This is a genomic window from Granulicella paludicola (assembly GCF_025685545.1).
Classification (GTDB): Bacteria; Acidobacteriota; Terriglobia; order Terriglobales; family Acidobacteriaceae; genus Granulicella; species Granulicella paludicola.
In genome coordinates this window covers 701,944-724,790 of sequence record NZ_JAGSYC010000025.1, presented here as the reverse complement: position 1 = coordinate 724,790, position 22,847 = coordinate 701,944, and the positions used below count along the sequence as shown (strand labels likewise).

Below are 22,847 nucleotides of genomic sequence, written 5' to 3'. Positions count from 1 at the left end.
GCCAACATCCTTACTCACGAGCGACAATGGAGCGCACCTAAGAGGACTCCATGACTCGTCGCCTGCCCCTCGCCATCGCTCTTCTCAGCACTATCGCCACCGCGCAGACCCCGCGCCCCACACCGCCCACACCGCCCACACGCGATCCCGCCACCGCAGGCTACGTCAAAGCCACAAGCCTCGCCGACGACACCAACGCCCCCGCTGCCACCGACGGCAACTTCATCCTTGGCCCCACGCACACCGCCGCACCCGAAACCTCAACCAATCCCAGCGTCCCACAAGGCACCGTCTACGAGTTCACCATGAACTCCTCCGACAGCAAGCTCTACCCCGGCATCGCGCGCGACGCTGGCACCTTCGGCACACCTGACCCCACCGACCCGGCCAAGCTCATCGTCACCACCAGCCACCACGCGCCCTACACCCGCAAGGTCGCCGTCTACGTCCCCGCGCAATACGTTCCCGGCACCGTCGCTCCCTTCATCATCGGAACCGATGGCCCCGACCGCACCCTCTTCACCACGCTCGATAACCTCATCGCCGCCCACCGCGTCCCCGTCATGATCGCCATCTCCCTCGCCAATGGCAGCGGCGATGCGCAAGGCAGCGAGCGCGGCCTCGAATACGACACCATGTCCCCGCGCTATGCCGACTTCGTCGAGACCGAAGTCCTCCCCCGCATCGAAAGCCAGTACCACCTTCGTCTCAGCAAAGACCCCAACGCCCGCGCCACCATGGGCGGCAGCTCTGGCGGCTCCTGCGCTCTCATCATGGCCTGGTATCGCCCCAACCTCTATCACCGCGTGCTCACCTACTCCGGCACCTACGTCAACCAGCAGTGGCCACCCAACCCGCAAACCCCGCACGGTGCATGGGAGTTCCACGAGCACCTCATTCCCTCATCGCCCACCAAGCCCTTGCGCATCTGGATGGAAGTCGGTGACCGCGATCTCCTTAACCCCAACATCATGCGCGACAACCTGCACGACTGGGTCCTCGCCAACGAGAACATGGCCAACGTCCTCGCCGCGAAGGGCTACCACTACCAATTTGTCTTCGCCAAGAACGCAGGCCACACCGACCACGCCGTCAAACTCCAGACGCTCCCCGAAGCACTCGAGTACCTCTGGCAGGACTACCAACACTAATCCTCAGGATTCAGCCGCGTATACCACCGGCCAATCGCCTCGCGCTCACTCGCCGCAAACGTGATGTGCCCCACCTTGCGCCCCGCACGCGCTTCCTTGCCATAGTCATGCCGATGCAGCGCAGCCGTGCTGGCCGTCTCGACCTCGCTCGGCATCTCGCCAATGCAGTTCAACATCACCGTCGGCTCGCTCGTCGTCGCTCCCAGCTCCATGCCTGCAATCGCTCGCAGATGGTTCTCGAACTGCGACGTGGCCGAGCCCTCAATCGTCCAATGCCCCGAGTTATGCACCCGCGGTGCCATCTCGTTCGCCAGCAGCCCGCGGTTCACCACGAAGAACTCCACCGCCAGCACGCCCACATATTCCAGCGCTTCCAGGATCTTCCGCAGATACGTCTCCGCCAGCTCCTGCAACTCCGCCGTCGCACCAGCAAACGGTACCGTCGATCGACGCAGAATCCCCTCGCGATGCACATTCTCAATCAGCGGATAGAACACAATCTCGCCGGTCGTCCCACGCGCCGCGATCAGCGAAACCTCCGCCCTGAACCGCACCATGCCCTCAAGAATGCACGGCACATTGCCGACCTCCGCCAGCGCCGTGGCGATGTCGCCACTGCTCTCCAGCCGCACCTGCCCCTTGCCGTCGTACCCCATACGCCGCGTCTTCAGAATCGAAGGCAGCCCCAGCTCCGCCACCGCGCGCTGCAAATCCTCCGTGCTGTCCACCTGCGCAAACGGAGCGCATCCAATGCCATTCTCGTTGAAGAACCGCTTCTCCAATAACCGATCCTGAGCAATTCCGATCGCCCGCGCATTCGGATGCACGTTCAATCCCTCCAACACGAACATCTCGGTGTTCTCGCTCTCGATCGTCACCACGTCCACCTGCTTCGCAAACGCGGCCACCTGCTCCGCATCGTTCAGGTCCACTACCACCAGAGTGGCCACCTGCTCTGCGCAGTCACCCGGCTGCCCGGCGCAGATCACCTCCACGCCCAGCCGCTTGCCAGCCTCGGCCAGCATCAGCGCCAGCTGCCCGGCGCCCAGCACTCCCACTCGTGAGGTCTTTACGTCACTCATACGCGCGGATCAGGTCCCTTCAATACCGTCTTTGTCTGCTTCGCTCGGAACGCATCGAGCGCCTTCGCAATCTTCGCATCCTCATGCGCCAGCACCGCCGCCGCAAACAGCCCAGCGTTCTTCGCTCCAGCCTCGCCAATCGCAAACGTCGCCACCGGAATTCCCGCAGGCATCTGTGCAATCGATAGCAGCGAATCCAGCCCATTCAGCGCGCGGCTCTTCACCGGAACTCCCAGCACCGGCACACTCGTCTTCGCCGCCACCATGCCCGGCAGATGCGCCGCGCCACCAGCGCCCGCGATGATCAGCCGCAGCCCGCGATCCTTAGCGCTCTCCGCATACCGCATCATCTTGTCCGGCGTGCGATGCGCGCTAACCACCTCAACCTCGTACCCAATGCCGAACTCATCCAGCATCTTCGCAGCGTTCTCCATCGTGGGCCAGTCCGACTTCGACCCCATGATGATGCCCACCACCACCTTCTTCGCAGCCTTCTTCATCCGCGTCTCCAATCCTTCAGCACCTCGACGAACGCCTGCTGTTCCAGCGCCTGCACGCGCTCCTTCAGCATCTCCGCCGTATCGCCCGGCAGCACCTCGCAGCGCTTCTGCAACACGATCGGCCCTGCGTCCACCTCTTCCGTCACCTGGTGGATCGTGCATCCCGTCTGCTTCACACCTGCCGCGATCACCGCCTCGTGCACACTCATATTCATCATGCCGCCAAACGCAGGCAGCAGCGAAGGATGCACATTCAGTAACCGCCCTCGCCACGCATCTACAAACGCTGTCGTGACGATCCGCATGTATCCGATCAGCAACACCAGCTCGACGCCAGCCTCCTGCAGCGCAGCCGACACGCGCTCATCGTACTCCGCGCGCTTCAGTCCCGTCGCGTCGATGTGCAGCGTCTTCACGCCATACTTCGCAGCGCGCTCCAGGATCTGCGCCTCCGCCTTGTTCGAGATCACCACCGCAATCTCAACATCGAGCGAACCATCCGCAATCGCATCCAGCACGCCCTGCAGCGCCGTCCCGCGCGTCGATCCAAGTACCCCTACCCGCAGACTCATACCGACCTCAGCTTCTGCATATGCTCCATACGCCGCTCGATCGCAGCCGCCGTTCCAATGTCCGTGCGATAGAAGAACGGCCCCGGCACCTGCTTCGCAGCCTCGCCACAAATCGCCTCTGCCTCGGCCAGCGTCTCACCCACACCCACAAACGCCACCGTGCGCGACCCCATAGCCACCAGCGTTCCATCCACCATATCGACAGCGCTCAAATACGCGCTCACACCCGCAGGCAACTGCTCCGGCATCACCACCGCATCGCCCTTGCGCGGAGTGTCAGGATATCCCTCCGGCACGATGTACCGGCACACGCTCGCCTTCTTCGCAAACGTGACATCCACCGCATCGAGAGTTCCATCCGCAATCGCCACACACACCGCAACGAAATCGCTCTCCAGCAGCGTCAGCAGATTCAACGACTCCGGATCGCCGAACCGCGCGTTGTACTCAATCAAACGCACACCATCGCGAGTCGCCATGAACCCGCCATACAGTATCCCTTGATACAGCGCGCCGCATTCCTCCGCCAGCGCCGCAGCCACGCGCTCATTGATCGCCTGCGCCTCGGCCACATCGCTCTCAAGCAGGAACGGCAGCTTGTGGTCCGCATCGCTGTACGTTCCCATACCACCCGTATTCGGTCCCTTGTCGCCATCGTAGGCGCGCTTATGGTCCTGCACCGCAGGCATGTGTCGCAGCGTCTTCCCATCACAGAAGCTCATCAGCGAAAACTCCTCGCCCTCCAGCTTCTCTTCCACCACAAACGGATGTCCCTGCTCTACAAGCTCCTTGCAGAAGGCCACGCTCTCAGCCTGCGACAGCAGATGATCGCCACACACCTTTACACCCTTGCCACCGGCCAGTCCATCGTCCTTGATCACATGCTGCATCGGAAACCGCGCCAGCACCTCGTCCACGCCATCCATCGACTCGAAGCGCTGAAAGAAAGGATTGCCCGGAATCGCATACTTTGCCAGCAACTCCCGCGTGAACGCCTTGCTCGACTCCACACGCGCCAGGCTCTGCGTCGGTCCCACCACACGCACCTTCGCCGCCCATAACGCATCCGCAACACCAGCAGCCAGCGGAGCCTCCGGCCCGAGCACAGCCAGCGTCGCACCATGCTCCGCAGCAAACGCCACAACCTCTGCAGGCGCAGTGATGCTGCCCAGCCCATACACTTCACACAACCCATCGATTCCAGGGTTCTTCGCTCCACTGAAGCAAAGCAGCGCAGGCTTCTGCGGCGAACGCGCCAGTGCCACAGCGATCGCATGTTCGCGAGCGCCCGACCCTACAATCAGAATCCGTTCAGTCATCTTGCGTTTCCTATCGCCGCAAGCACCGTAGCCTCAAGCGGTCGTGCATCCGGTACAAACTCCTCACCGGTAATCTTTTCGAACAGCAGGATGTATCGCGACGCCAGCTCCGCAATCAGATCCTCCGGCGGCGTCGGCAGCACCGCATCCTTGTACGGATCGCAGCGCTCCCGGAACCACAGCCGGAAAAATTCCTTGTCGATCATGTCCGGCTCCTTGCCCGCAGCCACGCGCTCCGCATAGCTGTCCGCAAGCCAGTAGCGGCTCGAATCCGGCGTGTGTACCTCGTCGATCAGCACGATCGCTCCGGCATCATCCACACCAAACTCATACTTCGTATCGACAAGAATCAGCCCACGCTCTGCCGCCAGCTTTTGTCCAAACGCAAAAAGCTCCAGCGCCTTCGCCGAAACGAAATCCCACTCGTCCTGCGTCAGCCACTTCTCCGCGACAATCTCTTCCGCCGTGATCGGCCGATCATGCGTGGCCTCCTTCGTCGTCGGCGTCACCAGGTTCTCATGCAGCGGCACATTCTTCGTCATGCCCTCAGGCAGCGTATGTCCGCAGAAGCTCCTCACGCCCTTTGCATACTGCGTCCAGATCGAAGTGTCCGTCGACCCCGTCATGTACCCGCGCACCACAAACTCAATCGGCAGCACGCGGCACTTCTTCGCCAGCAACGCATTCGCATGCGGGCTCGCGATCACATGGTTCGCAACGATATGCTTCGTCTGCTCAAACCAGTACAGCGATGTGCGGTTCAACACTTGCCCCTTGTACGGAATCGCGCCCAGCATCCGATCAAACCCGCTCTGCCGGTCCGTCGTCACTAACAACATGCGGCCGTCACTGAGCTCGAACGTGTCACGCACCTTGCCAACATAGTGCTTCACACCTTCACCCAGCGCGAGCTCCGTCTTCGTCACGCAATCAGGAATCGCCGCAATCAGCTGCTCTCTTGTCACAGTGCTCATCGCGCTTACACTCCACCAAATCGCACGCCCGTGCCCGGTTCAACGCGGCCCATCTCCCACACGCGCAGCTTCGGATACGCCACAATCGCAGCCGCAATCTCCTGCTGCAAACCAGCCGGTGCCACAATCACCAGGCCCACACCCATGTTGAACGTGCGGTACATCTCGATCTCTTCGATCTGTCCCAGCTTGCGCATCCACTCGAACACCGGCTGCGGCTTCCACGTTGCGCGGTCGATCACGCAACCCAAGCCCTCAGGCAACACCCGCGGAGTATTTTCCACCAGCCCGCCGCCCGTCACATGCACCATGCCCTTCACCGCAACGCCCGCGTTCAGTATGTTCCGAATCGGCGCCACGTAGTTCGCATGCGGCTCCAGCAGCACATCGGCCAGCGACTCTCCCTGCAGCTCTGCAGGCTTGTCATCGATCGAATGCCCTGCCATCTCAAAAATCAACTTGCGCGCGAGCGAAAAGCCATTCGTATGCAGGCCGCTTGAGTTCACTGCGTACAGCACATCCCCCGCAACAATGCTGGAGCCGTCGATCAGCTTCTCGCGCTCGACCACGCCCGTCACAAAGCCCACAACATCCAGCTCACCCGGCGCGTACACAGCAGGCATCTCCGCCGTCTCGCCGCCCACCAACGCAATGCCAGCCTCGGCACAGGCATCGCTCATGCCCTTCACCAGCTGCTCCACAATCGCAGGCTCTGTCTTGTGCAGGCCAAGGTAGTCGAGAAACGTCAGTGGCGTCGCGCCCATCACCGCGATATCACCAGCCACCGCCGACACCAGGTCATGACCCAGCGCCTCATAACGCCCCGCCATCACCGTCACCTTCGTCTTCGTGCCCACGCCATCGGTGCTCTGCACCATCACCGGATCGCTCATTCCGGCAAGCGCATCCTTCAGGCTGAACAGCGTGCCAAACGATCCCAGTCCCGTTAGCACCGCCTTCGAATGCGTCTTCGCTACATGCGACTTCATCCGTCGCACGGCCTCGTTGCCCGCCTCGATATCTACACCCGCCGCTTTGTAATCAACCTTCGAACTCACGCGCTCACCCAATCCGTGATCGTCTTCATCACTCTTGTCTTCTCAATACTGTCTGTTTCTACCCAACCCACTTGCGTGCGTTGTCAAACATCCTCTGCCACGGACTCTGCTTCAGCGCCCGCGTCCACGTATGCTGCACGCCCAGCGAAATCCGCTCCGGATGCGGCATCAGAATCAGCGCCCGCCCATCCTCACTCGTCACACCGGCAACACCCTGCACCGACCCGTTCGGATTCAGCGGATAGTGCTGCGTCACCGAGCCACCATTGTCGATATACCGCAACCCAACCACAGCATCGCCCGCAATCTCCGGCACAAACCCTTCTCCATGCGCAACCGCAATCGGAGCCCGCGCTCCCGCCATGCCCTGCAGCATCAGCGAGGGCGAATCCTCAATCTCCACCATGCACAGCCGCGCTTCAAACCGCGACGACACATTGCGCTCGAACCTCGGCCACGCCGCCGCTCCCGGAATGATCCCACGCAGCTGAGACATCATCTGGCAGCCATTGCACACGCCCAGCGAGAACGTATTCTTGCGCTCGAAGAACTCCGTAAACATTGCCTTCAGCCGCTCATTGAACAGGATCGTCTTCGCCCAGCCACTGCCTGCGCCCAGCACATCCCCATACGAGAACCCACCGCACGCCGCCAGTCCCACAAACTCATCCAAAGTATGACGACCCGCCAGCAAATCACTCATATGCACATCGACAGGCGTGAATCCAGCGCGATCGAACGCTGTCGCCATCTCCACCTGTCCATTCACGCCTTGCTCACGCAGCACCGCAACCCGCGGCGTCTTCACATGCACAAACGGGGCATTCACCCGCTCGCCAAGATCGAACGGCACACTCACCGAAAGCCCAGGCCGACGCGCATCATCCAGCAGCGCATACTCCTGCGCCGCCGTCTCCGGATTATCCCGCAGACTCTGGATGTAGAAACTCGTCTCCGCCCAGATCTTCTGCAGCGCACTCCGCGAGTCCTCGTACACAATCTTCTCGGTCGTGCGGAAGATCACCTCGTTCGATGCCTTACTGAACCCGATCACGCTCGCCGCAACGCCGACCTTGGCAAACGTCGTCAGCACTGCATCCACGTTCTCCCAAGCAACCTGCACCACGCCGCCAAGCTCTTCGCTGAACAGCGTAGCCAGATCACACACCCGCAGCTGAGCTTCAAACCCGCTCTGCCCCGCGAACGCCATCTCCACCAGCGTCACAAACAACCCACCATCGCTGCGATCGTGATACGCCAGCAGTTTCTTCTCGCGATTCAACTCCTGCATCGCGGCAAAGAAACCCTTCATCACCTCAGCCGTAGGCGCATCGACAGCCTCGCCGCCGCTGCGACCATACACCTGCGCCAGGCAAGATCCGCCCAGCCGATTCTTCCCTTCACCCAGATCGATCAGGATCAGCGCCGCATCGATCGCGCTCATCTCAGGCGTCAGCGTGCGCGTCACATCGCTCACCGGCGCAAAGCCGCTCACAATCAACGACAGCGGCGACACCAGACTCTTCGTCGCTCCATCCTCCTGCCAGCGCATCCGCATCGACATCGAATCTTTGCCCACCGGAATCGTCATGCCCAGCGCCGGACAGAACTCCATCCCCACAGCCTTCACCGCGTCGAAGAGCTTCTCATCCTCGCCCGTCTCACCAGCCGCAGCCATCCAGTTCGCCGAAAGCTTCACATCGCCAAGCTTCTCAATCGCCGTGCCCGCAAGGTTCGTGATCACCTCGCCCACAGCCATTCGAGCCGAGGCCGCAGCATTCATCACCGCCAGCGGCGTGCGCTCGCCAATCGCCATCGCCTCGCCATGCTCGGTGTCATACGCACTCAGCGTCACCGCGCAATCAGCGACCGGCACCTGCCACGGGCCCACCATCTGGTCCTGCACCACCATGCCCGTGATGCTGCGGTCACCAATCGTAATCAGAAAGCTCTTCGATGCGATCGCGGGCAGCCGCAGCAACCGCTCCACCGCCTCATCAATCGTAATGCCACTCAGATCGAGCGTCGCACTCTGCGCAGCAGCGCGGCTAAAACTCCGCTCCATCTTCGGAGCCTTCCCAAACAACACGCTCATCGGCAGATCGATCGACTTCTCCGCGCCATCCTCCAACGTCAGGTGCTGCTGCTTCTCAGCAACACCCACCACCGCAAACGGACACCGCTCCCGCGCACAGATCGCCTCGAACTCCGCCATCTGCTCCGGAGCAATCGCAATCACATACCGCTCCTGCGACTCGTTACACCACGCCTCCAGCGGACTCAACCCTTCTTCGCCACGAGGGATCGCACTCAGCTGAAACGTGCCACCCGTGCCGCCATCCTTCACCAGCTCAGGAAACGCATTCGACAATCCACCTGCACCCACGTCATGGATAAACGCAATCGGATTCTCCTCGCCACGTTGCCAGCAGCGGTCGATCACCTCCTGCGCGCGACGCTCCATCTCCGCGTTATCGCGCTGCACCGAAGCAAAGTCCAACTCCGCATTCGCAGCGCCTGCACTACTCGAAGCCGCACCACCACCCAGCCCAATCAGCATCGCCGGCCCACCCAGCGCCACCAGCTTGTAACCCGGCTTGATCTCGCCCTTCTCCACATGCTCCGTGCGAATGTTGCCGAGTCCGCCAGCCAGCATGATCGGCTTGTGATATCCGAACGCCACTCCTTCGCTCGTCTGTTCAAAAGTCCTGAAGTAGCCGCAAAGATTCGGCCGCCCAAACTCGTTGTTGAACGCCGCCGCGCCCAACGGCCCTTCGATCATGATGTCCAGTGGCGAAGCGATATGCGCAGGCCGACCAATCGTCTGCTCCCACGGCTGCGGCGCCTGCGGCAGCTGCAGATTCGAAACCGTAAATCCGCTCAGCCCCGCCTTCGGCTTACCGCCGCGCCCCGTCGCACCTTCATCGCGAATCTCACCACCCGAACCCGTCGCCGCTCCCGGCCACGGCGAGATCGCCGTTGGATGATTGTGCGTCTCCACCTTCAGCAGAATGTCGATCGCCTCTTCATGCGCGCGATACACCCCATCCTTCGCATCCGGAAAGTATCGACCCCCGCGCCAGCCACGAATCACCGCAGCGTTATCGCGATACGCCGAGAGTACATTCTCGCTCGACATCTCATGCGTATTCCGAATCATCCCGAACAGCGACTTCGGCTGCTTCTCGCCATCCACCGTCCACGTCGCGTTGAAGATCTTATGCCGGCAGTGCTCACTGTTCGCCTGCGCAAACATGTACAGCTCCACATCGGTCGGGTTTCGCTTCAGCCGCGTAAACTCCTGCACCAGGTACTCAATCTCATCCGCCGCCAGCGACAAGCCAAGCTCGCGGTCAGCTCTCTCAATCGCCGCGCCACCTTCACCCAGCACATCGATGTACGCCAGCGGCTTCTGCTCCCGCGGTGCAAACAACATCTTCAACTCATCGGCGCTCGCGAAGAACACACTCTCCGTCATGCGATCGTGCAGTGCCGCCGCCACTGCATGAAGATCGCTCGCCCCACTCACCGTAATCTCGCGAGCCCGCTCTACGCGCAGCACACTCGTAAAGCCAGTGTTGTGCAGAATCTCCGTCGCCTTGCTCGACCACGGCGACTGCGTACCTGCGCGCGGCCCCACCCACATCCGCGCCCCGCTTGCCTCCACCGCCTCGCTGTCCACCACACCCAGCAGCTCGAACAGCCGTGCCTCATCCAGCACCGCATCCTCGTTCACAACCTGCAGCACAAACAGGTAGTCGCTCGCGACCACCTGTGCGCCTGCATCGATTGTCTGGAGTCGCGTCGTCAACCGTTCCCGCTCGAACGGTGTCAGCGCCGCAGGTCCGCGCAGGATGCGCACGACCGGCAGTTTAGATATGGGCTGCGAGGTTTCTCGAAATATGGCTTGCGACATCTTCTGTTTGTTTGGCCGTGTCGTTTCGCTGGCGCTCCAGCAGGTTGAGATACTCTTCGGTGATGTCTCCGGTCACATAAATGCCATCGAAGACAGACGTATCGAAGTGCGTCAGCCCAGGCGCCGCCTCGGTGATCGCAGCCTTCAAGTCATCCAGGTCCTGAAAGATCAGCTCGTCCGCGCCAATCTCCTTCGCCAGCTGCTGCACATCCTTGCCCGTCGCAATCAGCTCTGATCGCGCTGGCATATCGATGCCGTACACATTCGGAAACCGCACCGGTGGCGCAGCCGAGCACACATACACCTTCGCAGCTCCCTGCTCGCGCACCATCGCGATAATCTCTTTGATCGTCGTTCCGCGCACGATCGAATCGTCCACCAGCATCACGTTCTTGCCGCGGAACGCATTCGGAATCGGGTTTAGCTTCCGCCGAATCGACTGCTTGCGCAGCGCCTGTCCCGGCATGATGAACGTGCGTCCCACATAGCGATTTCTCACCAGCGCATCGCGATACGGCAGGTTCAGTCGCGTAGCAATCTCCTGCGCCGCTATCCGGCTCGTCGAAGGAATCGGCACCACAACATCGATCGGCACATGCGCCCACTCGCGCTTGATCTTCGCTGCCAGCTTCGTACCCATGTTGATGCGCGCCTCATACACCGACACACCATCCAGCACCGAATCCGGCCGCGCCAGATACACATACTCAAACAGACACGGGGCCTTCTCATGCGCCAGCAGACTTACATGCCGATGCACCTCGCCCTCCATGTCGATAAAGATCACTTCGCCCGGCTCGAGATCGTGATGCAGCTCAAAGCCGCCCACCTGCAGCGCAACGCTCTCACTCGCAATCATGTACTCCGTCGCGCTCGGCATGTCCTTGAACTTGCCCGTATCGCGCGTGCCGAACACCAGCGGCCGAATCCCATGCAGATCGCGGAATGCCACCATGCCTACACCAGCGATCATCGTGATCACCGCATAGCCGCCCTTGCAGCGACGATGCACTTCCTCGACCGCAGCAAACACATCGAACTCATTCGGCTTCACCGCACCGCGACGGCTCAACGCATGCGCGAACACGTTCAGCATCACCTCGCTGTCCGAACGCGTATTCAGATGTCGCATGTCCGTCTCGAACAGGCCGCCCACAATCTCAGCCACATTCGTCAGGTTACCGTTATGCGCAAACACCACGCCATACGGAGAGTTCACATAAAACGGCTGGGCCTCTGCCACCGATGAACATCCCGCCGTCGGGTACCGCACATGCCCCACACCAACGTTCCCCAGCAGCCGAGCCATGTTGCTCTTGTTGAACACATCCGTGATCAGGCCTTCCCCCTTCTCGAGGTAGAACCGTCCCTGGTAGTTCGTAACAATGCCCGCTGCGTCCTGCCCACGATGCTGCAGCATGGAGAGTGAGTCGTAGATTACCTGGCTTACCGGACTATGTCCGAAGACGCCAACGATACCGCACATATGTCCTCACTGCCGTTCGGGTCACTGGGAAGTGGTTACTGGGGCGAAAATCGCCACCCTCCCATTATCCCTCATTCCCGGGTGGAAAATCCCTACAACTCCCTACCTCTATTGTCATCCTGAGCGCAGCGAAGGACCTGCTTCTTATCCGTCAGCAACTTCGCCGCAACTGCCGGGTGCCCCATCTTAGCGACGGTCTTATCGTGGCTAAGACGAGCATCGCGCAAAGCGCGACCGCCCCGCCCACTCTACCCATGTACACTACCTCCAAGTGCGCCGTCTCATCACCCTCGTTCTGCTGCTGGCCTTCGGTCTTCCGACCGCTGCGCCCGCCTTCGGCCTCACCGCCGATGCAGACACGTCGCTGCCGGCATGCTGTCGTCGCAACGGCATGCACCACTGCGCGATGTCCCCGGCCGAGCGCGAAGCCCTCACCCACGGCACCAAGGTCAGCCTGCTCACCGCTAAGTGCCCCTGCTGCCCGGCGCCCGCCTCGCAACTCCAGCACCTCGACGTAGCCTTCGCTCTTAACACCCCCAGCCTCTTCAACCTCATCGCTGCGCCCACCCCGGCCAGCCAGATCGCCGCCTGGGCTCGCGCTGCCGAAGCCGGTGCCCGTCACAAACGCGGCCCCCCTGCCGTTCGTCTCTCCTAAATGGTGATGTTCAGTCTCGAAGGGGCACGGCTTCAGCCGTGCCGCATGTGACCTCCTAGGCAAGGGGCTTTAGCCTCTGAGGCACGTCTTCTTTCAAGCTGCAATACCATCTCCTGGCTAGCTCCCTCACATCCTTGAGCCGCAACAGCACGCGACCTGCCGCGTGCAGCCGTCCGTAGGAGGACAACTTGTACCGAAGCCTCTCCCTAGCGCTCCTTGCGCTTTCAGCATCCCTGCCTGCAATCCGCGCCCAGGAGACCATCAACAACGCCTCCCTCGCCGGTCGCGTCACCGACACCTCCGGAGCCGTCATCCGCGACGCCGCCATCTCCGCCCGGGCCCTCAACACCGGCCTCAACGCCAGCACCACCACCGACGCCGCCGGCCGCTTCCGCTTCCCTTACCTCGCCGTCGGCCCCTACGAAGTCACCATCCACCAACCCGGCTTCTCCGACGTCCGACGCTCCCTCACTCTCACCATCGGCGCCGCCTTCGATCTCCCGATAACCCTCACCATCGGCAGCGTCCAGACCGGCGTCACCGTCGAATCCGCCGCCCCCGTCCTCGAAGCCAGCCGCTCCCAGATCACCTCCACCGTCTCTCAGAATGAAGTCGCCAACCTCCCGTTCAACGGTCGCAACTTCCTCGATCTCGCTCTGCTCGTCCCCGGCGTCAGCCCCACCAACACCGCCGCCAACCAGCTCTTCGCCGAAACCTCCGCCGTCCCCGGCCAGGGTCTCTCCGTCGGCAGCCAGCACAACTTCTCCAACTCCTTCATCGTCGACGGCCTCTCCGCCAACGACGACGCCGCCGGTCTCGTCCAGACCGACTTCGGCCTCGACGTCGTCCAGGAGATGCAGGTCGTCACCAACGGCGGTCAGGCCGAGTACGGCCGCGCCCTCGCCGGTTACTTCAACTACGTCTCCAAATCCGGCGGCAACCACTTCCACGGAGACATCTACTCCTACCTCCGCGACAAACACCTCAACGCCAAGAACGCCTACAGCGGTCTCCTGCTGCCCTACACCCAGACCCAGTCCGGCGCCTCCCTCGGCGGCCCCATCATCAAAGCCCGCACCTTCTTCTTCGGCAACTACGAGTACCGCCAGCTCAACCAGACCAACTTCCTCACCATCACCCCGGCCAACGCCGCCGCCATCAACTCCGTGCTCACCGCCAGCAAATACCCCGGTCAGCTGCTCAACATCGACCCCTCCGGCATCACCGTCTACGCCAACCCCGTCCGCTTCAATAACCTCTTCTTCAAGATCGACCACAAGCTCAGCGACAAGGACCAGCTCACCGCCCGCTACAGCCTCTACCACGTCTCCAGCATCAACTCCCGCAACGCCGGCGGCCTCACCTACACCTCAGGCGGAGCCAACCTCAACGACCTCGACCAGACCGTCGCCGTCTCGAACATCTACACCATCAACTCCCGCACCGTAAACGAAACCCGCGGCCAGTTCACCAACTCCAACCTCAAGGCTCCCGTCGTCGATCAGGTCGGCCCCGCCGTCAGCATCACCAACGCAGCCACCTTCGGCACCGCCTCCGGCTCCCCCACAGGTCGCTACGATCGCCTCTACGAGGTAGTCGATAACCTCTCCCGCCAGATCGGAGCCCACTCCGTCCGCGTCGGTGCCGACTTCCTCTTCAACGACCTCACCATCACCTTCCCCATGTCCAACCGAGGCAGCTACTCCTTCTCCTCCCTCGCCAACTTCCAAAAGGGCATCTACTCCACCTACGCTCAGACCTTCGGCAACTTCGTCGTCCCCCAAACCAACCCCAACTTCGGCATGTACGCGCAGGACGAGTGGAAGGTCAGCCCCTCGCTCACCCTCAACGCCGGGGTACGCTACGACCTCCAGTGGCTCAAGGCAATCAACCTTGACACCAAAAACGTCTCGCCGCGCGTAGGCTTCGCTTACCAGCCCTTCCGCGGACGCGGCACCATCATCCGCGGCAGCTTCGGCCTCTTCTACGATCGCGTTCCCCTCCGCGCCCTCTCCAACGCACTTGAGTCCGATGGCAACGGCACCTCCATCAACGCCAGCACCCTCGCCTCGCTCTCCCTCTCCTACGGCCAGACGAACGCGCCCGTCTTCCCTAACATAGTCACCGGCTACACCGCACTAACCCTTCCACCCACGCTGCGCCTCAGCCTCAGCACCATGGACCCCGACATGAAGAACGCCCGGGCCATCCAGAACAGCCTCGAGGTCGATCAGCAGATCAGCCCCACCAGCAACCTCGCTATCGCCTATCAGCACATCCGCGGCGAAGACATCCTCATCGACGTCAACCTCAACACCCCCACCTGCAGCTCGACGGTCGACCCCACCGACCTCTGCCGTCCCAACCAGGCCATCGCCAATAACAAGCAGTACTACCCCGGCGCCGACTCCTACTTCGACGCCCTCACCGTTTCCTACAATCTCCGCCCCGTCGCCCTGCCCTTCGGAACCGGCGGCAGCTTCCGCCTCTCCTACACCTGGTCCAAAGCCATCGACGACGTCAGCTACGCCTTCTTCTCCGGCCCCGTCAACAACTACGACCCCGGCATGGACCGCAGCATCTCCGACGACAACCAGAAGCACCGCGTCGTCGTCGACGGCACCCTCCACACCTCGCTCGACCACGGCGAAAACCTCTCCGCTAAACTCACCCACGGCTTCGAGCTCGGCGGCACCCTCACCTACTACTCCGGCTTCCCCTTCAACATCACCAACGGCGTCACCGACATCCAGACCACCACCGAGCGTCCCTGCCTCGTCGTCGCCTCCCTCTGTGCCACCGCAGCGCCCGGCACCATGATCAGCCGCAACGCTGGCCTCGGCTTCCCGAGCTTCACCATCAACACCCGCCTCTCCCGCACCTTCAACCTCGGCGACCGCTTCAAGCTCCAGGGCCTCGCCCAGGCCTTCAACCTCGTCAACACGCGCAACGACCTCTTCCCCTCCGGCAGCCTCGGCAGCAGCTGCAGCTACCCATCACTTACCCCCACCCCGGGCAACACCACCTGCGTCGTGCCCTCCACCTTCGGCAAACCCACCAACTCTGCAGACCCGCGCAGCATCGAGTTCGCAGCCAAACTGATCTTCTGAAATCCTTCGCCATTTGGCCTGTCCCTTCTGATTTGACTTTTTTCGTTTGTCATTCCCGAAGGGAATCTGCTGTTGCTTTCCGCCGGGTGCCCCATCTTCGCCGCAGCTTCATCGCGGCGAAGGTGGGCATCGCGCAAAGCGCGACCGCCCCACCACCAGCGCACCATAAAGGACACCGCCATGACCACCACCGCCCTCGACCACCGCACCGTCTGGCGCTGGCACTTCTACGCCGGGCTCTTCTGCATCCCCTTCGTCCTCTGGCTCTGCGTCACTGGCACCGTCTTCCTCTTCCACCCGCAGATCCAGCACTGGCTCGACCGCCCCTTCGACCACCTCAACATCTCCCAGCGCGCCTCCGCCAACGCGCAGGTCCAGGCCGCCCTCGCCGTCGTCTCCGGCACCACGCTCGACTCCTACCAGCTTCCCTATACCCCCACCTCCGCCTCCGAGGTCCTCGTCGATAAAGGCACCGCGCAGTTCCGCGTCTACATCCACCCGCAGACCCTCGCCGTCCTCCACATCGATAACGAAGATCACCGCATCGACATCTTCACCTCACGCCTCCACGGCGAACTCCTCCTCGGCAAGTACGGCTCCTGGATCACCGAGCTCGCCGCCTCATGGGCCGTCGTCATGGTGCTTACCGGTCTCTTCCTCTGGTGGCCGCGCCATGCCAGCGGCCTCGCCGGCGTGCTCTATCCCCGCCTCCGCGCCGGGGGCCGCACCTTCTGGAAAGACATCCACGCCGTCACAGGCATCTACGTCTCGTTCTTCGCTCTGTTCCTGCTCTTCACCGGCCTACCCTGGGCCAAAGCCTGGGGAGGTTACCTCAAAGCCATCCGCCACTTCAGCGCAGGCCACGCCGTCCAGCAGGACTGGACCACCAGCAGCGCCGACACCCTCGCCGCCCGCAGCAAACGATTCTCCGCCGCTTACCCCGCACCACCTATGGACATGAGCGGCATGTCCACCATGCACACCATGCCCGGCACGCCCTCTGCTCATCACATGGAAGGCATGCCGAACATGTCTTCTATGGAGCCTGCCGCCGCCGAACACGCCCAGCACCTCGGCTTCGGTCGCCACGCAACCAACCTCTCCGGCCCCGACGCCTTCCGCGATCTCGATAAGATGGTCGCCACCGTCGCCCCGCTCGGTCTCCCCAACCCCGTCCTCATCGCCCCGCCCATGCACTCCGGCGGCAACTGGACAGCCAAATCCGACACCCGCGACCGCCCTCTTCGCGTCGACCTCGTCCTCGACGGCCACTCCGGCGCCCTCCTCAAGCGCACCGACTTCAGCTCCAAGCCCTGGCTCGATCGCGTCATCGGCACCGGCATCGCTGCCCACGAAGGCCAACTCTTCGGCCCGCTCAACCAGCTCCTCAGCCTCTTCACCACCGCGGGACTCTTCCTGCTCAGCATCAGCGGCCTCATCATGTGGTGGAAGCGTAAACCCGGGTCCGTCCTCGGCGCTCCCACTCCCCTCCACCCCATCCGTTTCTCCGCCGCCCTCCTCGCCCTGCTCGTCGCGCTCGGCCTCTACTTCCCCTTCCTGGGCGGCTCCATGCTCCTGGTCCTCCTCACCGAGCGCCTCATCCTCCGCCACCTCCCCACAACCCGCCACTGGCTGGGCCTCCGCACATAAGAACAGCCACTCGACAGACCAGCGTCAATCTTTCCGCCGGGTGCCCCATCTTCGCGACGGCTTTATCGTCGCTAAGATGGGGCACCCAGCGAACGTTCTTTGCTCGTTGCGGTGAAACGTGGGCATCGCGCAAAGCGCGACCGCCTGGCCTTACTCCTCTTGCTTGTCACGCTCTTTTGTTTGTCATTCCCGAAGGGAATCTGCTGTTGCCGTTGCTCTTGCTGTTGCTCTTCCTTCTGAATAGGTCCGAACTTCGCCATCCCATAAGAACTAAAATATCAATCAGACCTCAGGCCACCCCGATGCCTCTGCACTACCTCCGCCGCCTCACCTCCGTAAATCGCTCCGAACGCGCCGACAGGCACCTCGCCCGCTATCTCGCCTTTGTTGCCGGCGCCGTCAACGCCGGAGGCTTCCTCGCCGTTCGTCAATACACCTCGCATATGTCGGGAATCGTCGCCGCCATGGCCGACAACTTCGCCATCGGCGCCTACGCTCTCGCCGTCCGCGGTCTCGCTGCCCTCACACTGTTCTTCCTTGGAGCCCTCACCACCACCCTGATCGTGCGCTGGGGCCGTTCTCACAATCTAAGCAGCGAATACGCCCTTCCGCTGCTCGTAGAGGCTGCTCTCTTGGTAGCCTTCGGTGTCACCGGAAAGGTCTTTGTGGTGGAACCGGTCATTGGAACGATTCTGCTTCTGTGCTTCACCATGGGCCTGCAGAATGCCATCGTCACCAAGATCTCCACGTCTGTCATTCGAACCACTCACATCACAGGCATGGTCACCGACGTGGGCATAGCCGTCGGTCGCATACTCTGGGCGTACGCCAGCAGAACCGGGGATGCAACCACCCATCACTGGTCCAGCCTCCGCCTGCTCACATCCCTCATCGCCCTGTTCTTCATCGGCGGAGTCATCGGTGCGATCGGCTTCAAAAGCTTCGGCTTTCTCTTCACACTCCCCTTGGCTCTCCTGATCGTCATCCTCGCAATCCTGCCCGTAATCGACGACCTGAGGCAGCAATCCGCTGCCTCACCCGAACACAAATGAACCCTTCACCCCACAAACAAAACTGTCATCCTGAGCGAAGTCTCGCAGCCTCATCGCGAGGCGCAGCCGAAGGACTCCGAAGAAGCCCCACCCACCCGTACTTTCGACACCTTCTTGCCCAAAACCCCTTGCAGTAGGCCCACCCGCTTCGCCAAAATCCTGTCAAGCCCTGATAGCTCTAACCCACACATTCCAAAACAAATAGAGTTGCATGTTCGCTGTGTGCCATTCGCTATAATTAAGTAAAGGGGCAAAACAAAGCGGCCGACTCACCGCTGTCTACCCAATGTGGCTGGATGTCATCAAAAGTCCAAAAGTATCCCATTCCGAATCAAGACTTTGGACACTGAAGTCAGGGGGGAGGGGGGTTACTCTAGAAGTTGAAAGCTAGCCCAGCCTGAATCCCGCGCGGAACCTGCGCCAGAAACAGCGTGTGTCCATCCGGAGCCAGCACAGGCTGGTAGCCCTGTTCCAGCAGATTCGTAGCTTCTACCACAGCATCGACGCCCTTCGGCAACATCCGCCCGCCCCACAAACGCTGCCGGACGAAGAAGCTCAGATAAGCCTCTTCCGGCGTCGTGTTGTAGCTGTTCACCTGCGTCAACGTCCGGTTCGGCTGCCAGCGATATTCAGCCTTCAGCGAAGTGCCCGTGTGCAGAATCTTCCCGCGTAGCGACACACTCGCTGCTGACGTAACTTGCTTCGACAGGCTCTGCTGCAACGCCGCAATCGAAACCAATCCCTGCTGACTCACGAGCGCGGTTCCCAGATCGTATTCGCCCCACGCTGAAAGCGCAGGCGTAATCGAATGCATCACCGACGCACTCAAACCGTGGCTCTCATAACCCTGAGCCGCGACCTGGAAAGTTCCCGTCGTCGGGTCCTGCACGATCCCGGTCTGCTGCAGATCGCTCCGCACCAGAATCCCGCTGCCGCCAATCGCCGTATACGAAACCCGGTCAATAAACCCAGCAACAGTCAACACATCCTTGTCGCCGAGCTTATGGCTCACGGAAAGCTCGTTGTGGCTTCCCTGATTTCCCAGCGGTCGTCCATTCGCATCGGCCACAGCCGTAATCGAAGGCTTCAGCCGATCAAGATCCTCTGAGCTTTGCGCCTCGTGTCCGCTGGCAAAGCGATACTCGACGACGAAGTCTTCATCCGGATGAACCATCACCCGCACATAAGGCTGCGTCCGCAGCCGCGTCTCTTCGAGCTTTTCCGCTTCCAGCAGCGTACCTGCGTCGATCACCACCAGATCACCTAGCGCCAACCGTTGCGCGCTGGCGACCTGCATCACCTCAAAACCAGGTCCATAACCCGGCAGCGACCCATTCGCCAGCTCTGGATGCGACTGGAAACCCGTCACCAGCCGCGTGCTTCCGCCCAGCAGTGTCTGCCGCTGATAACCAGCAGTCACAGCAACCGAAGGTCCTGGCGAATCGATGCTCGACGAGTTGCCGACATCCGCCCGCAACACCGCAGCATCTCCGTCGCCCATCGTGCGGCTCAGCACCAGCGACTGGTGCATACCGCCCTCGCCGAACGTGCCATCACCGTTGGTCATGGTCACGCGGCCTTCATTCACAGATCTCTGGCTAGACTCGGAGCTCGACGAAACAGAGATGCCATCCTCGGGATCGACCAGCCGCAGCAATGGCCGATTTGCTGTCGACCTCAGCGCCCACTTCCAGTCATCGGCAGGCTCGTCCGCGCGACGCCGCTGCGTCGGCAGCCAGTTCGCCGCTTCAAAGATAGTGCTCATGGTGAGGTTGACGATGGTCTGCGAACCAGACACCAGCCGCAGGTTGTTCTTCAAAGTCGGCATGAAAAACGCGGCGGAGGCTCGAATCTGGTATTTGCCCGCATCGACCGCAGGAATCAGGAAGCGACCATGATCGTCGCTGAAGGCTGTCGCTACTATGGTGAGATTGGCTCCGACCAACTCCACTAGAGCGCCCATCTGAGGAGTGCCCTGCGCATCGCGCACGACACCGGACACCGCCGCCGAAGTGGCAGAGCCGTTATGTGTGGCCGCTGCGCAGATCTGGGAGATTCCCAGCAGCGATGCCAACATCATCAGACCCGGTACGAATCGTCTCACCGCGCTCCAATACCTCGTGTGCGCGCCTACGGCTCTCCAAAACGTCCGCGGCTCGTGCAACCAGCCGGTTGTCGCCCTCGGAAGGATTCGATCAGGACCTACGTGTCTGCCTGACGTCTTTCCCTGCTGCCAGCTTGCGGCGGCACTCCAAAGTACGACATCTGTCCTAAAGACTATCGCGAAACCGCCTGAAGGCTCAACTCGCGGCTTCGCTGTCCTCGTTCTCTCAACTCAGTCTTACTGCTCGACGATGAAAGGAGCGCTCGAAGCAATTGCCTGCTTCGTCACACCGTCGTTGATCTTGATGGTCACCTGGTAACGACCCGGCTGCAGGCTCGCCAGCGGCATCGTCTTCTCCAGCGTGAGCTGATCGGCGTTCGGGTTCAGCTTCGCAGCCGACTCCGAAGATGAAAGAATCTGCTTGTTCGTCGCCAGATCCAATACCTGGTACTCGATCGTCGCATCATTCTTCTTGTTGTCGCCGATGCCCAGGTTATAGACCTGCATCCAGAAGTTCAGGTTCTGCGCGCGGTGGAAGACCACCGGAGTCGAGAACGTCGCCGGAACGCGAGGACGGATCTTGGTGTTGCCGATGACGAAGTTACCCGCGCCTACATCCTTCGAGGGCACCCTCTCCATCTGATCAGCGAGGATCAGCGACGAAGCCGCCAGGCGGTCGTCGTCAAATTTCGGCACGTCCACACTGCGACGCCACACGCCAAAGTGGTCCTTGTTATTGACGTCCTTGATCGCGATCTCAACCTTGTACCGGCCCGGAGGTAGTGGAATTGCCTTCCAGTACACCGACTGGTTGTTCTTGGTGCGCTGCAGCAGGTCGCTCGGCGTCTCCACCTTCACGGTGTCCTCGAACGTCTGGACCACGCGGTGGTTGATATTGCTGACGCGGCCAAGGATATTGACCGTACCGACCGAATCGCCGTCCTTCGTGTTGTACGTGATGTCACCATTACGAATCTGCAGAGTCACCGGCACCATAACGGTGTCGTTCGTCAGCTTCACATAGTCCGTGCGCACATCGAACAGGAAAGGAGGTCCGGTCAGGATCTTCTCGGTCGCCAGGAACTGGTCCAGGTCGGCGAACTTTACCGGCGGCGGAGCGAACAGCTTCGCAAACTGATCGAGACGATCGAACTGCTTGCTCTGCTGCATAGAAGACATCGGGCCATTACCGAGCTGCTCGAGACCTCCACCCGCGAAACGGTCCTTCTTATCGGCCTGACCGTTCTGCTCATACTGCGTCAAGCCGGCGCCCGGAACGTGCTTCAGGGCATCTTTCTCGGAACGGTCGATCGTCGCATGGTAATCGCCGCACATGCAGGTGTCCACGAACTCGATGTCGATGTTGTCGCCAACACCGGCGAGATAGCGGTAGTGCCACGTCTCGAACGGGAAGGTCGAGGTGTTGCCACCGCCCTCTTCCATCGGACGGTCATAGCTGCCGCCCGAAGGGTGCGAGTCGATCGAATCAGGCTTGCCGTAAGCGATATAGATGTGACCGCGGTCTGTCATCCAGCCAGGCTTACCTGCAGCAAAGTGCTCATTCGCGTAGGCGATGCGGGCGTAGTGCTCGTCCTTGAACTCGTTATCGTTGGAGTCCGGGTTCGGGTTGCGGCGCAGCCAAAACTGCTCGATGAACTGATCGCGCTCCTCATCGTTGGCGAGGCTCTTGAACGCCTTCTGCTCTTCGTCGGTGATGATCCAGCGAACGTCCTCATCCAGCCACTTCTTGTACTCGCCCTTCAACTCGGCGACGGTGGCCTTACGACGGGCGCGTTCTTCGCGATCGCTCAGGCGACGCTTCAGCGGATCGGGCTTTTCAGTGGTTGCGGGTGCCTTGACTACGCCACCATTGTCCTGCACCGTCTGCTCCTGCCCCGGCTGCTGCTCGGGCGCGGTCTGGGCATGCGCCGCCAGGCCGGCAAAGGATACAGTGACCAGCGCCAGGCTGGTGAAAAAAGACGAGATCTTCGGTGAGTTCATGGGTAGCTGCCACTCCTGTTACTAGACGTGATTCATTCTAGTCTTCGCAGCCTCTGCATACAAGACGATCCGCGGGCCCGCTGCTATCATTCGGTGTGGATCGTTTGACTGGTTAGCTGCTTCTGAGTGTTTCGACTCATCCGCAGCGAAAAGGTCACCGACCGAAGCCTTCCGTCTTTAGGGTCAATGTAAGCTATCTCCGATTCATGCTAAGTAC

The 22,847-nt window shown here is 61.4% G+C and carries 15 protein-coding genes; 5 read left to right on the top strand and 10 right to left on the bottom strand.

Features of this window, described 5'->3' with window-relative positions; all coding sequences use genetic code 11:
• The first annotated feature begins 50 nt into the window (after positions 1–50).
• A complete protein-coding gene (locus OHL14_RS14870) occupies positions 51–1,151 on the top strand; it encodes an alpha/beta hydrolase (RefSeq protein ID WP_263380139.1) in 1,101 nt (366 codons plus the stop codon).
• Here OHL14_RS14870 and OHL14_RS14865 read toward each other — a convergent pair.
• From OHL14_RS14865 to purF, 8 genes are read right to left on the bottom strand one after another with little or no spacing between them, the layout of a single operon-like run.
• Positions 1,148–2,233 carry a 5-(carboxyamino)imidazole ribonucleotide synthase gene (locus OHL14_RS14865; RefSeq protein WP_263380138.1) on the bottom strand — a complete coding sequence of 362 codons (1,086 nt, stop codon included), beginning with the start codon at positions 2,231–2,233 and terminating at the stop codon, positions 1,148–1,150. The two genes, OHL14_RS14870 and OHL14_RS14865, sit on opposite strands and share 4 nt — an antisense overlap.
• Positions 2,230–2,733 (bottom strand): 5-(carboxyamino)imidazole ribonucleotide mutase, encoded by a 504-nt coding sequence (gene purE, locus OHL14_RS14860; RefSeq protein WP_263380137.1) that lies wholly within the window; start codon positions 2,731–2,733, stop codon positions 2,230–2,232. The genes OHL14_RS14865 and purE overlap by 4 nt, the downstream gene beginning before the upstream one ends.
• Entirely contained in the window at positions 2,730–3,305 is a 576-nt protein-coding gene (gene purN, locus OHL14_RS14855; RefSeq protein ID WP_263380136.1) for a phosphoribosylglycinamide formyltransferase, read from the bottom strand. Before purN ends, purE begins: the two co-directional genes overlap by 4 nt.
• Complete coding sequence (gene purD, locus OHL14_RS14850; RefSeq protein ID WP_263380135.1) at positions 3,302–4,624, bottom strand: phosphoribosylamine--glycine ligase; 1,323 nt, start codon at positions 4,622–4,624, stop codon at positions 3,302–3,304. Before purD ends, purN begins: the two co-directional genes overlap by 4 nt.
• The gene (locus OHL14_RS14845) at positions 4,621–5,598 is read right to left on the bottom strand and encodes a phosphoribosylaminoimidazolesuccinocarboxamide synthase (RefSeq protein WP_263380134.1); all 978 of its coding nucleotides are present in this window, start codon (positions 5,596–5,598) and stop codon (positions 4,621–4,623) included. Before OHL14_RS14845 ends, purD begins: the two co-directional genes overlap by 4 nt.
• Positions 5,599–5,603: 5 nt before the next feature.
• Positions 5,604–6,656, bottom strand: a complete 1,053-nt coding sequence (gene purM, locus OHL14_RS14840; RefSeq protein WP_263380133.1) for a phosphoribosylformylglycinamidine cyclo-ligase — start codon at positions 6,654–6,656, stop codon at positions 5,604–5,606.
• Between the two features lie 58 nt (positions 6,657–6,714).
• On the bottom strand, positions 6,715–10,518 hold the full coding sequence (purL, locus tag OHL14_RS14835; RefSeq protein WP_263380132.1) for a phosphoribosylformylglycinamidine synthase: 3,804 nt from the start codon (positions 10,516–10,518) through the stop codon (positions 6,715–6,717).
• A gap of 10 nt (positions 10,519–10,528) precedes the next feature.
• Complete coding sequence (purF, locus tag OHL14_RS14830; RefSeq protein ID WP_263380131.1) at positions 10,529–12,058, bottom strand: amidophosphoribosyltransferase; 1,530 nt, start codon at positions 12,056–12,058, stop codon at positions 10,529–10,531.
• 271 nt (positions 12,059–12,329) lie between these two features.
• Between purF and OHL14_RS14825 the strand changes: the two genes are divergently transcribed.
• From OHL14_RS14825 to OHL14_RS14810, 4 genes are all read left to right on the top strand, one after another.
• Entirely contained in the window at positions 12,330–12,713 is a 384-nt protein-coding gene (locus tag OHL14_RS14825; RefSeq protein ID WP_263380130.1) for a hypothetical protein, read from the top strand.
• Positions 12,714–12,901: 188 nt separating this feature from the next.
• Positions 12,902–15,823 (top strand): TonB-dependent receptor, encoded by a 2,922-nt coding sequence (locus OHL14_RS14820; protein ID WP_263380129.1) that lies wholly within the window; start codon positions 12,902–12,904, stop codon positions 15,821–15,823.
• Positions 15,824–16,003: 180 nt separating this feature from the next.
• A complete protein-coding gene (locus OHL14_RS14815; RefSeq protein ID WP_263380128.1) occupies positions 16,004–17,473 on the top strand; it encodes a PepSY-associated TM helix domain-containing protein in 1,470 nt (489 codons plus the stop codon).
• Positions 17,474–17,775: 302 nt separating this feature from the next.
• Positions 17,776–18,525, top strand: coding sequence for a YoaK family protein (locus tag OHL14_RS14810; RefSeq protein WP_263380127.1), 750 nt, complete (start codon positions 17,776–17,778; stop codon positions 18,523–18,525).
• Between the two features lie 373 nt (positions 18,526–18,898).
• On the opposite strand, the gene OHL14_RS14805 is transcribed toward OHL14_RS14810, so the two are convergent.
• Entirely contained in the window at positions 18,899–20,629 is a 1,731-nt protein-coding gene (locus OHL14_RS14805) for a carboxypeptidase-like regulatory domain-containing protein (protein ID WP_263380126.1), read from the bottom strand.
• Between the two features lie 237 nt (positions 20,630–20,866).
• Positions 20,867–22,630: a GWxTD domain-containing protein gene (locus OHL14_RS14800; protein WP_263380125.1), complete on the bottom strand. Its 1,764-nt coding sequence runs from the start codon at positions 22,628–22,630 to the stop codon at positions 20,867–20,869.
• Positions 22,631–22,847 lie beyond the last annotated feature (217 nt).

Excerpts from the sequence above, each read along its gene's own strand:
- OHL14_RS14870 (WP_263380139.1), top strand. The coding sequence starts at position 51 with ATGACTCGTCGCCTGCCCCTCGCCATCGCTCTTCTCAGCACTATCGCC.
- OHL14_RS14865 (WP_263380138.1), bottom strand. The coding sequence starts at position 2,233 with ATGAGTGACGTAAAGACCTCACGAGTGGGAGTGCTGGGCGCCGGGCAG.
- purE (WP_263380137.1), bottom strand. The coding sequence starts at position 2,733 with ATGAAGAAGGCTGCGAAGAAGGTGGTGGTGGGCATCATCATGGGGTCG.
- purN (WP_263380136.1), bottom strand. The coding sequence starts at position 3,305 with ATGAGTCTGCGGGTAGGGGTACTTGGATCGACGCGCGGGACGGCGCTG.
- purD (WP_263380135.1), bottom strand. The coding sequence starts at position 4,624 with ATGACTGAACGGATTCTGATTGTAGGGTCGGGCGCTCGCGAACATGCG.
- OHL14_RS14845 (WP_263380134.1), bottom strand. The coding sequence starts at position 5,598 with ATGAGCACTGTGACAAGAGAGCAGCTGATTGCGGCGATTCCTGATTGC.
- purF (WP_263380131.1), bottom strand. The coding sequence starts at position 12,058 with ATGTGCGGTATCGTTGGCGTCTTCGGACATAGTCCGGTAAGCCAGGTA.
- OHL14_RS14815 (WP_263380128.1), top strand. The coding sequence starts at position 16,004 with ATGACCACCACCGCCCTCGACCACCGCACCGTCTGGCGCTGGCACTTC.
- OHL14_RS14810 (WP_263380127.1), top strand. The coding sequence starts at position 17,776 with ATGCCTCTGCACTACCTCCGCCGCCTCACCTCCGTAAATCGCTCCGAA.
- OHL14_RS14800 (WP_263380125.1), bottom strand. The coding sequence starts at position 22,630 with ATGAACTCACCGAAGATCTCGTCTTTTTTCACCAGCCTGGCGCTGGTC.